This is a genomic window from Mesorhizobium sp. WSM4822, from assembly GCF_055811155.1.
The window spans coordinates 52,172-65,037 of the sequence record NZ_JBVVQM010000013.1 but is presented as its reverse complement, the minus strand read 5'-3'; the positions used below and the strand labels follow the sequence as shown (position 1 = coordinate 65,037).

At 63.9% G+C, this 12,866-nt stretch carries 11 protein-coding genes; 6 read left to right on the top strand and 5 right to left on the bottom strand.

All coding sequences use genetic code 11. From position 1 onward, the window contains the following. Window positions 1–125: 125 nt before the first annotated feature. Complete coding sequence (locus AC0L3E_RS26470) at window positions 126–1,103, top strand: hypothetical protein (protein ID WP_127266937.1); 978 nt, start codon at window positions 126–128, stop codon at window positions 1,101–1,103. A 97-nt stretch (window positions 1,104–1,200) separates the two neighbouring features. Here the strand turns inward: AC0L3E_RS26470 and AC0L3E_RS26465 are convergent, their stop codons facing one another. From AC0L3E_RS26465 to AC0L3E_RS26445, 5 genes are all read right to left on the bottom strand, one after another. Further along, window positions 1,201–2,367 (bottom strand): glycosyltransferase family 4 protein, encoded by a 1,167-nt coding sequence (locus tag AC0L3E_RS26465; protein ID WP_473605987.1) that lies wholly within the window; start codon window positions 2,365–2,367, stop codon window positions 1,201–1,203. 230 nt (window positions 2,368–2,597) lie between these two features. Beyond that, a complete protein-coding gene (locus AC0L3E_RS26460) occupies window positions 2,598–4,130 on the bottom strand; it encodes a mercuric reductase (protein ID WP_127266935.1) in 1,533 nt (510 codons plus the stop codon). After that, window positions 4,120–5,469 (bottom strand): glucoamylase family protein, encoded by a 1,350-nt coding sequence (locus tag AC0L3E_RS26455; protein ID WP_127266934.1) that lies wholly within the window; start codon window positions 5,467–5,469, stop codon window positions 4,120–4,122. Before AC0L3E_RS26455 ends, AC0L3E_RS26460 begins: the two co-directional genes overlap by 11 nt. Before the next feature lie 212 nt (window positions 5,470–5,681). Continuing rightward, complete coding sequence (locus AC0L3E_RS26450) at window positions 5,682–6,434, bottom strand: SDR family NAD(P)-dependent oxidoreductase (RefSeq protein WP_473605986.1); 753 nt, start codon at window positions 6,432–6,434, stop codon at window positions 5,682–5,684. 132 nt (window positions 6,435–6,566) lie between these two features. Further along, window positions 6,567–7,376, bottom strand: a complete 810-nt coding sequence (locus AC0L3E_RS26445; RefSeq protein ID WP_127808161.1) for an IclR family transcriptional regulator — start codon at window positions 7,374–7,376, stop codon at window positions 6,567–6,569. Window positions 7,377–7,559: 183 nt separating this feature from the next. Here AC0L3E_RS26445 and AC0L3E_RS26440 point away from each other — a divergent pair, with 183 nt between their 5' ends. From AC0L3E_RS26440 to AC0L3E_RS26420, 5 genes are read left to right on the top strand one after another with little or no spacing between them, the layout of a single operon-like run. Further along, window positions 7,560–8,573 (top strand): ABC transporter permease, encoded by a 1,014-nt coding sequence (locus tag AC0L3E_RS26440; protein ID WP_127380424.1) that lies wholly within the window; start codon window positions 7,560–7,562, stop codon window positions 8,571–8,573. Beyond that, window positions 8,573–9,415 carry an ABC transporter permease gene (locus AC0L3E_RS26435; protein ID WP_473605985.1) on the top strand — a complete coding sequence of 281 codons (843 nt, stop codon included), beginning with the start codon at window positions 8,573–8,575 and terminating at the stop codon, window positions 9,413–9,415. Before AC0L3E_RS26440 ends, AC0L3E_RS26435 begins: the two co-directional genes overlap by 1 nt. A 3-nt stretch (window positions 9,416–9,418) precedes the next feature. Next, window positions 9,419–10,495 (top strand): ABC transporter ATP-binding protein, encoded by a 1,077-nt coding sequence (locus AC0L3E_RS26430; RefSeq protein WP_127328824.1) that lies wholly within the window; start codon window positions 9,419–9,421, stop codon window positions 10,493–10,495. After that, complete coding sequence (locus AC0L3E_RS26425) at window positions 10,492–11,523, top strand: ABC transporter ATP-binding protein (protein WP_127328823.1); 1,032 nt, start codon at window positions 10,492–10,494, stop codon at window positions 11,521–11,523. Before AC0L3E_RS26430 ends, AC0L3E_RS26425 begins: the two co-directional genes overlap by 4 nt. Window positions 11,524–11,558: 35 nt before the next feature. Beyond that, window positions 11,559–12,830, top strand: a complete 1,272-nt coding sequence (locus AC0L3E_RS26420) for a CaiB/BaiF CoA transferase family protein (RefSeq protein WP_473605984.1) — start codon at window positions 11,559–11,561, stop codon at window positions 12,828–12,830. Window positions 12,831–12,866: the final 36 nt, after the last annotated feature.

The following is a 12,866-nucleotide window of genomic DNA, read 5'->3' as shown; positions in this document are numbered from 1 at the left end:
CCGGCGAGATCGTCAGCCAGTTGCGATGCCGCCAGACGGTTCGAAATTTTTGGCCCCTGGTTCGGCTCAAGGCGGTGCAAGGCAGGACGTTGCAACGCTATTGGCATCCGCGCTAGGAGTTGCCGATGGGCAGGTTTCGAAGGGCTGTCAAAAGAGCCGTCTACTCCAGGGCGCTAAGGTTTCTTGGCGTTCCGCCCGTGCTGTGGTCGCAGGGCATCGGGCATTTCTGCGATTTCGCCGGGCCGCGCTGGTATCGCAACGCGCCAACTGCATCTACGCAGAGCGAGGCATTTTTCCGCCAACATTACAGCGGCGCGCATGGCATCGTCTGGCTGCGCCTGAGCACCTTGTCCAGGGATGCGCAAACCTGCGACCTCGACACGTTTGTCAGGATCGTGCTGCCGACGATTACGGCACCATTCACGCTGCTGACGACCGATGGGGATGCTTCGGTGCCGTCGGATCTGGCGAAGGACACCGTCGACCAGCTTCTCGCCAACCCTTTCCTGGTCTCCTGGTACAGCCAGAATTGTGATGGCACTCACCCCAGGGTGAAGCCTTTCCCGATCGGGCTCGATCTTCACACGCCTAGGTCTCTTGCCACGCCGGCAGGGCTTGTGAAGCAACTGGAAATCATACGCGCCCGGCAGGATCATGTGGACCGCCGTCCGCCCAGGCTGTTCTCTGATTTCAGCATCAGCAATGGCTCGAGGCAGCGCCGGGAACTGCTTGATGCCCTGGGCGGATGTCCGCACGTCGATTTCCTGACGAAACGCGTCTCGCAACGCTCGATCTGGCAACTGTACTCGCAATACCCGCTTGTGCTGTCCACCGAAGGCAACGGCCTGGACTGCCATAGGACATGGGAGCTGTTTTATCTCGGCTGCATCGTCGTCACCAGGACCTCGCCGCTCGACCCGCTCTACCAGGGCCTGCCTGTCATTATCGTCGATGACTGGCATGAGGTGAGGGATCCCGATGCGCCGAGGCGCTGGATAGAGCAGGTCGCGCATCTGACCGACCGGGACCATGTTTGGCGACGCTTGCATCCGCAAACCTATCTCGGCCCCATTCGGCAAGAGCTTCAGCACGCATCCCGATAGGGCAGGCCACGAAATTCCGGCTGGACGTCGTGCGAAGCGGGGCTCCTGCAAGCGATGTGGAACGATGTCGCTCCTCCATATCTGGCGGAGGGAGGGATCATGTGCCAGCCTCGTCCAGCCCCAGCCCGCCGCGGACGGCATCGCGGATGGCTTCTGGGCCGAACCTTGCCCAAACCGCTTGATGCGCGCGGACGCGCTGCCGTGCCCTGCGGTCCGTATCCAGGCAAAGTCCGACAGCCGTTTCGGCAAGCCTTTCATCGGTATCCGACAGCAACAGCTCCTCCCCATCGACCAGGTCCAGGCCCTCGGCCGCCAAAGGCGTGGCGATCACCGGCACGCCCCACGCCATCGCCTCCAGAATCTTGATGCGGGTGCCGCCGCCTGCCGCAAGCGGGATGATGGTGAGATGCGCTCTCGACAGAAGCGGCGCCATGTCTTCGGGGTCTTCGACGAGCTCCACGCCAGGCAATCCTGCCAGCGCTTGCACGGCCGTTGTCGGGTTGCGCCCAGCGAGAATCAGTGTCGCGGTCGGCAAGGTCAGTCGGATGCGCGGAAGTATGGAGCCGGCTAACCTCTGGACGGCATCGACGTTTGGCGGATAGCCGAGATGGCCGACGAACAGGATCACCGGAAAGCTTTCGTCGGATACGGGCTCGGCGGGCAGCGTTTCGGGGCTGTGCCCGGCGTGCGGAATTCCGTTTGGAACGACATCGATCGGCAACTTATGCCGGGAAAGCGCCATCAACCGCTCCCGATCCTGGCTCGAGCAGACCCAGACCCTGTCGACAAGGGCAAGCGCCTTTCTCTCGAGACGCCTGATGCCAAGGCCCTCGCTGATCGTCGCCACCGCAGCCCGCTTCGCATCGACGTGCCGCAGCTGTCCCGCCAGGTCGGACTCGACATTGTGCATGTCGAGGATGAGCTGTTTCGTCAGTGCCCGCAAAGGCCGCAGCAGCTTGAACAGGCCGATACCCTCGATCACCACCGTGTCCGGGCGGAAGTCCCGAACCAGTGTCTCCAGCCGCGTCAAGGCGACGCGCGAGATGCGACGCTCCGCCCTTATACGCCACCACCCGATCGAGGCGGAGCGGGTCTCTCCCTTGATCGACAAGGCTTCGGTGCGGATCGACGGATCGGTTGTTTCCGTCGCCTGCGGCAGCACAGACACCAGGCAGACCGGGCCGAATTGCGCAGCAGACTCAGCATTGCGGTAGTTCCGCAGATCCGCGCCGGAGATCGGCGGAAAGGCTGGATCGTGGGACACAACCAGCACACGTCGCCCGGCTTTCGCCGCGGAGACAGCGTCGAGCGGTTGTGCGCCCGCGGGTTTCAAAGCGGGCACTCTGGGCTTTGCGCCGTAGGCTTCATTCCAGACGGCATGCGCGACGGCCCCAAACCATAACAATCGGCTTCGACTTGTTCAGCCGAACGAGGCTTTCGTCAAGCGCCGCATCGTCGCTGATTGTCAGATGCACCAGTTGCGGCAGGCTGCTGTCACCATCGCCTTGACCACGCCAACCAGCGGCCCGCCAGACGCTTCCACGATGAGGTGAGCCTTGTCCGCCGATAGGCGTCGCCGGCCATCTTGATGCCTTGCGCCTGCGTCGGGAATGGATGGATGACGTCGGCCAGCGCACGCAATCCCATGCCCGATTTGATCGCCAGCGACACCGCATTGATCATCTCGCCGGCATGGCTGGCAACGACCGTGGCGCCCAGGATGCGGTCGGATCCCTCCCTGACGTGGATTTTGACAAAACCCTCCTCCTCGCCATCCATCACCGCACGGGCGACATCGTGCATCAGCACTGTATAGGTCTTGACCGGGATGCCGTTCTGGCGCGCCTCCGCCGGATAGAGGCCGACATGGGCGATCTCCGGATCGGTATAGGTGCACCACGGAATGACCAGTTCGCTCAGTTTCCTGCGTCCGAGAAACAGGGCATTGCGCACGACCATGCGGGCTGTCGCCTCGGCGGTGTGGGTGAATTTGTAGGCGAGGCAGACATCGCCCGCCGCATAGATGCGCGGATTTGTGGTGCGGAGACAGTCGTCCACCTTGATACCGTCGGCATCGTATGCCACCCCGGCGTTTTCCAGGTCGAGGCCGTCGACATTGGGCGATCGGCCGATGCCAGTGATGATCTCATCGACGGAAATCGTCGTCGTGATGTCGTCGCACACCAGGTCGGCGAGCTTCTTGCCGCCTTCCGTCCGCACCGCCACCACCTCGGTGTTGAGGCGAACCTCGACACCCTCGCGCGCCAGCGCGTCCGAAAGGATTTGGGCGGCATCGCGTTCCTCACCGGGCAGGAACATCGGTTCGCGCTGCGCCTGGATGACCTTCGCGCCCAGCAGGCAGAAGGCCTGCGCCGCCTCGCAACCGAGCGGGCCGCCGCCGATGACCAGAAGCCGCTTCGGGCACTCCGTGAGATCGAACATGGTCTCGTTGCTGAGATAGCCGGCCTCGACCAGCCCCGGGATGGTCGGCAGCCTCGGGCGCGCGCCTGTCGCGATCAGCGCCTTCCTGAAACGCAAGGTTTGTCCGGCGACCGTGACAGCGTCCCTTCCGGAAAACCGCGCTTCGCCGAAATAAAGGTCGATGCCTTCGGAAATCAGGCTATCGGCGGCATCGGCGCGGCTGATCCGCTGCCGGATCTGCCGCATCCGCGTCATGGCGCGCTGAAAGTTGACGTGAAGACGGTCCGGCATGTCGCCGCCGAAATTCTCGGCATCGCGCATGTCGGCATAAAGCCTTGCGGTGCGGATGATCGACTTCGACGGGATGCAACCGACATTGACGCAAGTTCCGCCGATCAGGTTGCGCTCGATGAGCGCGACCTTTGCGCCGAGGCCGGCCGCTTCGTAGGCGGCGGTCAGCCCAGCCGGCCCGGCACCGATGACCACGATATTGTAGGGATCGTCCGGCTGCGGGTTCTTCCAGTGCGGCGGATGGGCGCCCTTGATCAGCTCAATGTCGTTGTGATCGACAGGAAAGGCGGTAGCCCTGGTCCGGTCACGCGACATCGCCGCCACCCGACGCCGGGCTTGCTGGCTGAGACAGCCAGCCGCCATTGAACCCGGCCTTGCGCAGGCCGTTGCGGATGTGTTGATTTGACCGCATCAGTCTCCAGATCAACCCTGACCGATGGTTCTCGATCATCATCACCACGATGCCTTGATCCAGCCCATAGTGGCCTTCCGACACCCAGCCGTGCCTCCCGAACTTACGCCGGTTCGCCAATGTCGGGTTGAAACCGCTCGGCAGTCGGAAATTACCGATCACCTCGGGGTAGCGATCACCGAGATGGCGCAACGCCGCCAAGCAGATCTCCGGGGCGAAAGGCAGTGATGCCGGATAGGACCAAGGCGCGATCGTCCCGTCATCGGGCCCGAACGGCGCGCCGCGCGCGGCATAGCCGGAAAACCGCCGGCGCTGTCGCTCCACGCTGGTGCGAAAACCGCCTGGCCCGTCGCCCGCCGAAAGACCCCAAAGGTTCTCGTCGTAGCCACCATAGCCGTAAGGGTTGTGGCGTGCATAGTCGCGGTGCAGATAGGTCGAGCGGCGGCTGTTTTCGAAATAGTCCGAGTTCTTCTCGCGCATGAAGGCGTCGCGGATGCCGGCGAAATCGATCCAGGCATGCGAGAACTGGTGCATGAACAGCGGACCGCCATACAGCACGTCGTAGCCGTAGATGTTTTCCCACTGATAGGTCGCTGTCCAGCCCTCGTAGCTGTTGTCCGAGGTCGGGCTGTCGGGCGAAGCCATCGACAGGATGTAGAGGATCGTGGCTTCGTTGTAGCCCTCCCAGCCATAGTGGAGAAAGCCGCTCTTCGGCTTCCAGCCTTGTCGCAAGGTCGGGCTTGAGCCTTGTGCCCACCGCCAGTCGACGCGCCGGTAGAGCGCCTCTGCCAGTTGGCGGATTTCGGCTTCCTCGTCATCGTCACCGGAGAAATAGGCGCCCGCCACCAGCATGCCCGATATCAGCAATGCCGTATCCACCATCGACAGTTCGCAGCGCCAGACGCGCAGGCCGGTCCGCATATCGAGGAAATGGTAGTAGAAACCCTTGTGGCCGGTGACGTCGTCGCTATGGCCTTGCGGGCTGGCCGAGAAGAAGCGCAGCGCGGCCAGCGTCAGCTTCGCGGCGGCATCGCGCGCCATCCAGCCGCGCTCGACGCCGATCGGATAACTGGACAGCGCGAAGCCGACGACAGCGATGCTGGCCGGCGAATTCGGCCGCGACGTGTCGGCGACCAATCCGTTTTCGGGGTTCACGTTCTCGAGGAAATAGTCGAAGGCGGCGCGCTGATAGCGGTCCAGAAGCTCGTCGTCGGACAGCGCGGCAGGCTCGGCTCTAAGCAAAGGAAACAAGCTCCCGCCGGATGGTTGCAGCGTCCGTCAACCGCCAACCAGTTGCCCCGCACCGGCAGATCATCACGCATGCTGAACTGTCATGCCGCGTCATAGCTTTCCCGTATAGCTTTGTTGCGTCAACGTCGATTCGACGCCTGGGACTATACGCCCCTACGCTCCCGTTCGTTGCGTCGTCACGCGGAATTGAGATGCGTCCTGCCTCAGTAGGTGGCGCGGCCGCCGGAAACGTCGAATACGGCGGCGGTCGTGAACGAACACTCTTCCGAGGCAATCCAGCAGATCAGCGCCGCCACCTCTTCGACCTCCCCGAAGCGCGCCATCGGTATCTTGGACAGCATGAAGTCGATGTGCTCCTGGCTCATCTGCTTGAAGATAGCGGTGCGCACGGCCGCCGGTGTGACGCAATTGACCGTCACCTTGGTCTTGGCCAGTTCCTTGCCGAGCGACTTGGTCAGGCCGATCACCGCAGCCTTCGAGGTGCTGTAGGCGGAGGCATTGGGATTGCCTTCCTTGCCGGCGATCGAGGCTATGTTGACGATGCGGCCATAGTTGCGCTCGAGCATGTGTGGCACGAGCGCCTTGTTGCAGTAGAAGACGCCGTTGATGTTGATGTCGATGACCTTCTGCCAATCCTCGGTCGAATAGTTCCAGGTCGTCATGTTCGGCCCGGTGATCGCCGCACTGGTGACCAGGATGTCGATACCGCCAAGCGCTTCGATCGCCGACTGCTTGGCGCGTTCCACGCCGGCCGCATCGGCGACGTCGATGGCAACACCGTGGAGGCCGGGAAGGGTGGCTTTGGCCTGTTCGATCTGAGCCGGATCGCGATCCCAGACTGAAACCCGTCCGCCCTCTTCGACAATCCTCTGAGCCACTGCCAGACCGATGCCCGAAGCGCCGCCGGTGATCACCGCCGCTCGATCGCTGAACCGCCCTGTAAAATTCATCGGCATCCGATTTTCCCCATCATCTCAACCCGATGGACGATGACGGTACGCGACCGCCATACCATCGACTGCGACTGTGCGGTCACCATCAGGCGAGTTCAAGCCGGCATGCGAGGCCGATCGTCTGGGCCAATCCCGTTACCCGGGATTTCCCTCGAGCTCTCTGCCCAGCGCCTTCACCATCGCCACCAGCGCCGGTCCGATCTCGGCATGCGCGCGCTCTTCCGTGATGATCTCGCCGATGCCGCCGCAGGTGATGGCAACCAGCGGCGAGCCGTCACTCGGACGGAACGGCACGCCGACCGCATGAATATAGCTGTGCCAGGCGCCGAACGACGTCACATAGCCCTTGTCTGCATACTGGGCGATCGCATCGTCGATCGCCGCCCCGATCATCGCCGCCCTGTCCGGCTCGGCCTCCTGCAAAGCCTCCACAAGGCGAGCGCGCTCCTCAGGTGAAAGGGCGGCCGCATAGGCCAGCCCCATCGATGTCTTCCAGATCGGCAGGTAGGAGCCTGGATTGAGCCGCAGCGTGACAAGGCTCTCCGACCGGCAATTGGCCAGATAGACCATGTTGAGGCTGTCGCGCGTGCCGAGCGCCACCGCCGCACCGGTCAGGTCGGCCAGCGGCTGCATCAGCGGCCGGGCAACGTGAACGACGGCGCTGGAACTGAGCGCCGAATAGCCCAGCGCCACGGTGGCGGGTCCGAGGCTGTAGCGGCCAAGGTCCTTGTCGTAGAGGAGATAGCCGAGCGCGCTTAGCGTATAGGTGATGCGTGAAACCGTGGCCTTGGGCAGGCCGGTGCGGGCAATGATGTCCTGATTGCCGAGTGAGGCATCGCCCGGGCGGAAGGCGCGCAGGATGCCGAGCCCGCGCACCAGCGACGACGAAAGCTGCGCGCCTTCGACTTCAAGCTCCGTCTCGTCCCTGGTGGCTCGCTTGCGCACGCTGAGGTCTTTCTGGCGTCGTCGTCCGCCTGTCGGCCGGTGTCGCCGGCGTTGTCTAAAAAATGAAATTAAATTCCATTTATATTGACAGGCGTATTCCCCCACTGTCAATATGCTTCCCTCGATGGCATCTCCAAGCGCCCTGTGCCATCTTACGAAGCCCCTCCTTGTGAAGGTAGCCACGTGTCTCGCTATATTTTGCGCCGGCTTATCGCCATGCCGTTTCTGGTGCTCGGCATCGTCACCATCGCCTTCCTGATCACTACGGTGACCAAGGGCGATCCGCTGACCGCGATTGTCGCCGAACAGCAGATGAGCAACCCCGAAGTGGTGGCCGCCGCCAAGGCGCGCTGGGGTCTCGATCGTCCTTTGCCGGAACGCTATATGATATATCTTGGTAATCTGCTGAGCGGCGATCTTGGCACCTCCTTCATCACCAAGCGCAATGTCGGCACCGATATTCTCTACCGCTTGCCGGCAACGCTCGAACTGGTTTTCGCTGCGATGATCTTCGGCACCACGCTCGGCATTGTGCTTGGTGTGCTGGCCGCCTATTTCCGCAACAGCCTGATTGACCATGGCGCGCGGCTGTTCGCCTTGTTCGGCTCTTCGCTGCCGGTGTTCTGGTCGGGGCTCGGCCTGTTGTTCATCTTCTCCGTCATGCTGAACTGGCTGCCGGGGCCGGGCAGGGTCGATGCCCGCCTGGCATTGCCGCCCGGCATCACCGGCTTCCTGACCATCGATTCGCTTCTGGCTGGCGACTGGACCGTCTTCAAGGACGCGCTCCGGCACCTGCTTCTGCCGGCCTTCGTCCTCGGCTGGACGGTTTCCGGCACCATATCGCGGCTGGTGCGCGCCAACATGCTTGATGTGATGAGCCGCGAGTTCGTGCTCACCGCGCGCGCCAAGGGGGCGAGCGAATTCCGCGTCGTCATCGTCCACGCGCTGCGCAACACCATGGTGCCGACCCTGACCGTCATCGGCTATTCCTTCGCCTATCTGATCACCGGCGCGGTGCTGACCGAGACCATCTTTTCCTGGCCGGGCATGGGCTCCTATGCCGTCGAGGCGGCGCGCGCGCTCGACTTCCCGGCGATCATCGGCGTCACCATCGTCGGCGGCCTCGCCTTCCTGGTCACCAACCTCATCACGGACATCCTCTACGTGGTGGCCAATCCGCGCGTGAGGTTGAGCTGATGTCGACGGTCGCAACCAAATCCCGTTCCGCCGCCGTTCCCGAATGGCTGACCGCGCCATTGGTGATCGGCACGGTCGTCATCCTGTTCTGGCTGTTCATGACCGTATTCGCCAACCTGGTGGTGCAGTTCGATCCGCTCGAAATGGTGGCGCGCCGCTTGCAGCCGCCGAGCTGGGCGCATTGGCTCGGCACCGATGCGCTCGGCCGCGATGTGCTGGCCCGCACCTTGCACGGGGCGGCGCATTCGCTGCCGATCGCGGTTCTGGTCGTCGTCTCTGCGGTGGTCATCGGCTCGCTGCTCGGCGCCATTTCCGGCTTCGTCGGTGGCCTGACCGGCGCCGCGATCATGCGGCTTGTCGACGTCACTCTGTCCTTCCCGCCGATGCTGCTCGCCATGGCCGTCGCGGCGTCGCTCGGGCCGGGCCTCGGCAATGCGGCCATCGCCATGGTGCTGGTCTGGTGGCCGGTCTACGCTCGCCTGATGCGGGCGCAGGTGCTGGAGGTCAAGGAGCGCGAGCATGTCGAGGCGGCGATCGCCGCCGGCGCCAGGCCGCGCCGCGTGCTGTTCACGCACATATTGCCGCTTTGCTGGACCCCGGTGCTGATCAGCGCGACGATGGATCTCGGCCAGGTCGTGCTGCTTGCCGCGTCGCTCAGCTTCATCGGTCTCGGCGCCACGCCGCCGACGCCCGAATGGGGGTCGATGATCTCCGATGGCGCCGTCCATTTCTACCAATGGTGGATCGCCTTCGGTCCGGGCGTCGCCATCCTCACCATCGTGCTCGGCTTCAACTTCATCGGCGACGGCTTGCGCGACATTCTCGATCCAAGGTCGGATTAAGCGATGAGCGCACAGATATCTACAGCGCCGCCGGGTGCAGTCGACAAGGCGGGCAAAGGTGAGCCGCTGCTGTCCATACGCGGCCTGCGGGTAGGCTTCCGGCGGGCAGGCGATCAGTTCGAAGCGGTGCGCGGCATCGACCTCGAAGTCGCCAAGGGCGAAGTGGTCGGCATTGTCGGGGAGTCCGGCTCGGGCAAGTCCGTCGGCATGCTCGCCGCGCTCGGCCTGACGTCGAAGAACGCGGTCGTCACCGGTTCGGTCCGCTTCAACGGCGACGAACTGGTCGGCAAATCGTCACGCGAAATGCGCAAGATCAGGGGCGCGCGCATCGCCATGATTTTTCAGGACCCGCTGTCCTCGCTAAACCCGGTGATGACCGTCGGCGCCCAGATCGCCGAGGCGGTCAGGCTGCATCAGCGCGTCACCCGCAAGCAGGCCATGGCGCGGGCGGTGGAATTGCTCAATCTGGTGGCGATCCCGCAGCCGGAGCGCCGGGTGAACCAGTATCCGCATGAATTCTCCGGCGGCATGCGCCAGCGCGCGGTCATCGCCATGGCCGTCGCCAACGATCCCGATTTGCTGATCGCCGACGAACCGACCACGGCGCTCGATGTGACGGTGCAGGCGCAGATATTGGCAGTGCTGCGTTCGTTGCAGGAGCGGCTCGGCCTTGGCCTGGTGCTGATTACCCATGATCTCGGCGTCGTCGCCGGTCATGCCGACCGCGTCGCGGTCGTCTATTCCGGCCGTGTCGTCGAACAGGCTGGCGTATCCGAGCTGTTCGCCGACCCGCGCCATCCCTATACGCGCGGCCTCATTGCCTCGATCCCCAATCTCGAGGAAAGCCGCGAGCGGCTGTTTTCGATCGATGGCTCGCCACCCGCACTTGGGCGCTTGCCGGGCGGCTGCGCCTTCCATCCGCGCTGCATCTATGCCGAGGCACGCTGCAGGACCGAGGATCCGCCTTTGCACGACATAGGCGGCCGCTTCTCGGCCTGCCATTTCGCGACGACCTTGCCGCCCTTCCATAGCGCCTCGCTGGCGGCGGCAGAACTGGACAGTGGAAGCATGGCCCCATGAGCGCAGTGGAGCAAACTCAAGTCGAAACCAAGCCGGCGGCAGCGCTTTCCGTGCGCCATCTTGTCAAGGATTTTCCGGTTCGCGGTGGCCTCGTCTTCGATCGCGCGGTTGCCCATGTGCGTGCGGTGGCCGATGTGTCCTTTGACTTGGCGCCGGGCGAAACGCTGGGCCTCGTCGGCGAATCCGGTTGCGGCAAGTCGACTCTCGGACGCTGCCTGATGCGGCTGATCGAGCCCACCAGCGGCGAAAGCTGGTTCCGGGGCCAGAACCTGCTCGCCCTCAACCACGAAGACATGCGCCTGATGCGGCGCTACATCCAGCTGGTCTTCCAGGATCCGTACGGGTCGCTGCATCCGCGCATGCGCATCGCCGACAACATCGCCGAGCCTTTGCGCATGAGCGACATGTCGGCGGCCGACCGCCGCGCCCGCGTCGCCGAATTGCTCGAACTCGTGCGGCTCAATCCCGATCACGGCAAGCGCTATCCGCATGAACTGTCCGGCGGTCAGCGCCAGCGCGTGGTCATCGCCCGGGCGCTAGCGCTCAACCCGCAAGTGGTGATCCTCGACGAACCGGTTTCGGCGCTCGATGTTTCGGTGCAGGCTGGCGTGCTCAATCTGCTCAGGGATATCCAGCAGTCTTTCGGCACATCCTATCTGTTCATCGCCCATGACCTCTCGGTCGTGCGTCACATCTCGCATCAAGTGGCGGTGATGTATCTCGGCAAGATCGTCGAGATCGCGCCGGCGGCCGAACTCTATTCGAGGGCGCTGCACCCCTATACCCAGGCGCTGCTGTCGGCGGTGCCGCTCGCCAATCCCGAGAAGGAGCGCAAGCGCGAGCGCATCGTACTGACCGGTGACGTGCCGAGCCCGCTCAACCCACCATCCGGCTGCCGCTTCCGCACGCGCTGCTTCAAGGCGCAGGCGATCTGCGCTGCCGTCGAACCACCGCTCGATCCGGCTGGCGGTTCGCATCGCGTCGCCTGTCATTTTCCGGAGCCGGTCAACACGTTCAAGACTGTGTGATTGGCCTGCCGAATTCACCCGAAGGAATCTTGATCGTGACTGAGGACCATTCCGAGAATGCCGGTACGGCAGGATCCGCGCGCCTGCCGCTCGAAGGCATCAAGGTTCTCGATCTTTCCCGCGTGCTCGCCGGTCCTTGGGCAACGATGAGCCTTGCCGATCTCGGCGCCGAGGTCTGGAAGATCGAGAACATAGATGGCGGCGACGACACCAGGGCGTGGTCGGTGCCGAGCTACAAGGGTGTCTCGACCTACTATCTCTGCGCCAATCGCGGCAAGCAGAGCATCGCGCTCGACATGAAAAGCCCGCAGGGGCTGGCCATCGTGCGCGAACTGGCGGCGAAGGCCGACATCGTCGTCGAGAATTTCCGCTCCGGCACCGCCGAGCGCCTCGGCGTCGGCTTCAAGGAACTCAGCGCGTCAAACCCGCGGCTGATCTACTGCTCGATCTCCGGCTACGGCCAGACCGGGCCCGATGCCGGACGGCCCGGCTATGATTTCGTCATGCAGGCCGAAAGCGGCCTGATGGCCATCACTGGCGAGAGCAATGGCGAGCCGATGCGCGTCGGCGTCGCCATCACCGACATCGTCTGCGGCATGGTCGCGACGCAGTCGATCCTGGCAGCGCTTTACGAGCGCGCGACGACCGGCAAGGGCCAGTTCCTCGACCTGTCGCTGATCGACTGCGCGCTCAGCCTGCTGATCAATGTCGGCAGCGGTTACCTCAACACCGGCCGCGAGGTCGCCCGCTACGGCAATGCGCATCCGACGGTTGTCCCCTATCAGATATTCGAGGCCTCCGATGGCGGCTTCGCGCTGGCCGTCGGCAATGACCGCCAGTTCGCGGCGCTGTGCGAGAAGGTCCTTGATCTGCCACATCTGGCTGGGGATGCGCGCTTCATCAAGGCAGGCGCGCGTGCCACCAACCGCGAGGCTTTGATCCCCGAATTGGCGGCTGCCTTCAAGACCAAGCCACGCGACCACTGGATGGCAACCTGTGCCGCCGCCAGCGTGCCGGCCGGCACGGTAAAATCGATACCGGAAGTCTTCGATAGCCCCAATGTGCGCGAACGTGGCCTCGTCCAGACCTTGCCGCATCCGCATCTCGGCTCCGTCGCCATGGTGCGCCCGGCACAGGGACTTGCCGCGCAGCTGACCGCCGACTTTACCGCGCCGCCGATGCTGGGCCAGGACACAGCTGCCGTGCTGGCCGACGTGCTCGGCTACAGCGCCGAGACCATCGACCAACTGATCGGCTCCGGGGCTGTCAGCGTCTATGCGCCTGCAGCCGAACCGATCCCCGCCTGATCTTCCACGGAACGTGGCAGCCCTCGTCTCGCATTT

Coding starts and splice junctions, on each gene's coding strand:
- AC0L3E_RS26430 (WP_127328824.1), top strand. CDS start 9,419: ATGAGCGCACAGATATCTACAGCGCCGCCGGGTGCAGTCGACAAGGCG.
- AC0L3E_RS26435 (WP_473605985.1), top strand. CDS start 8,573: ATGTCGACGGTCGCAACCAAATCCCGTTCCGCCGCCGTTCCCGAATGG.
- AC0L3E_RS26460 (WP_127266935.1), bottom strand. CDS start 4,130: ATGTCGCGTGACCGGACCAGGGCTACCGCCTTTCCTGTCGATCACAAC.
- AC0L3E_RS26450 (WP_473605986.1), bottom strand. CDS start 6,434: ATGCCGATGAATTTTACAGGGCGGTTCAGCGATCGAGCGGCGGTGATC.
- AC0L3E_RS26470 (WP_127266937.1), top strand. CDS start 126: ATGGGCAGGTTTCGAAGGGCTGTCAAAAGAGCCGTCTACTCCAGGGCG.
- AC0L3E_RS26425 (WP_127328823.1), top strand. CDS start 10,492: ATGAGCGCAGTGGAGCAAACTCAAGTCGAAACCAAGCCGGCGGCAGCG.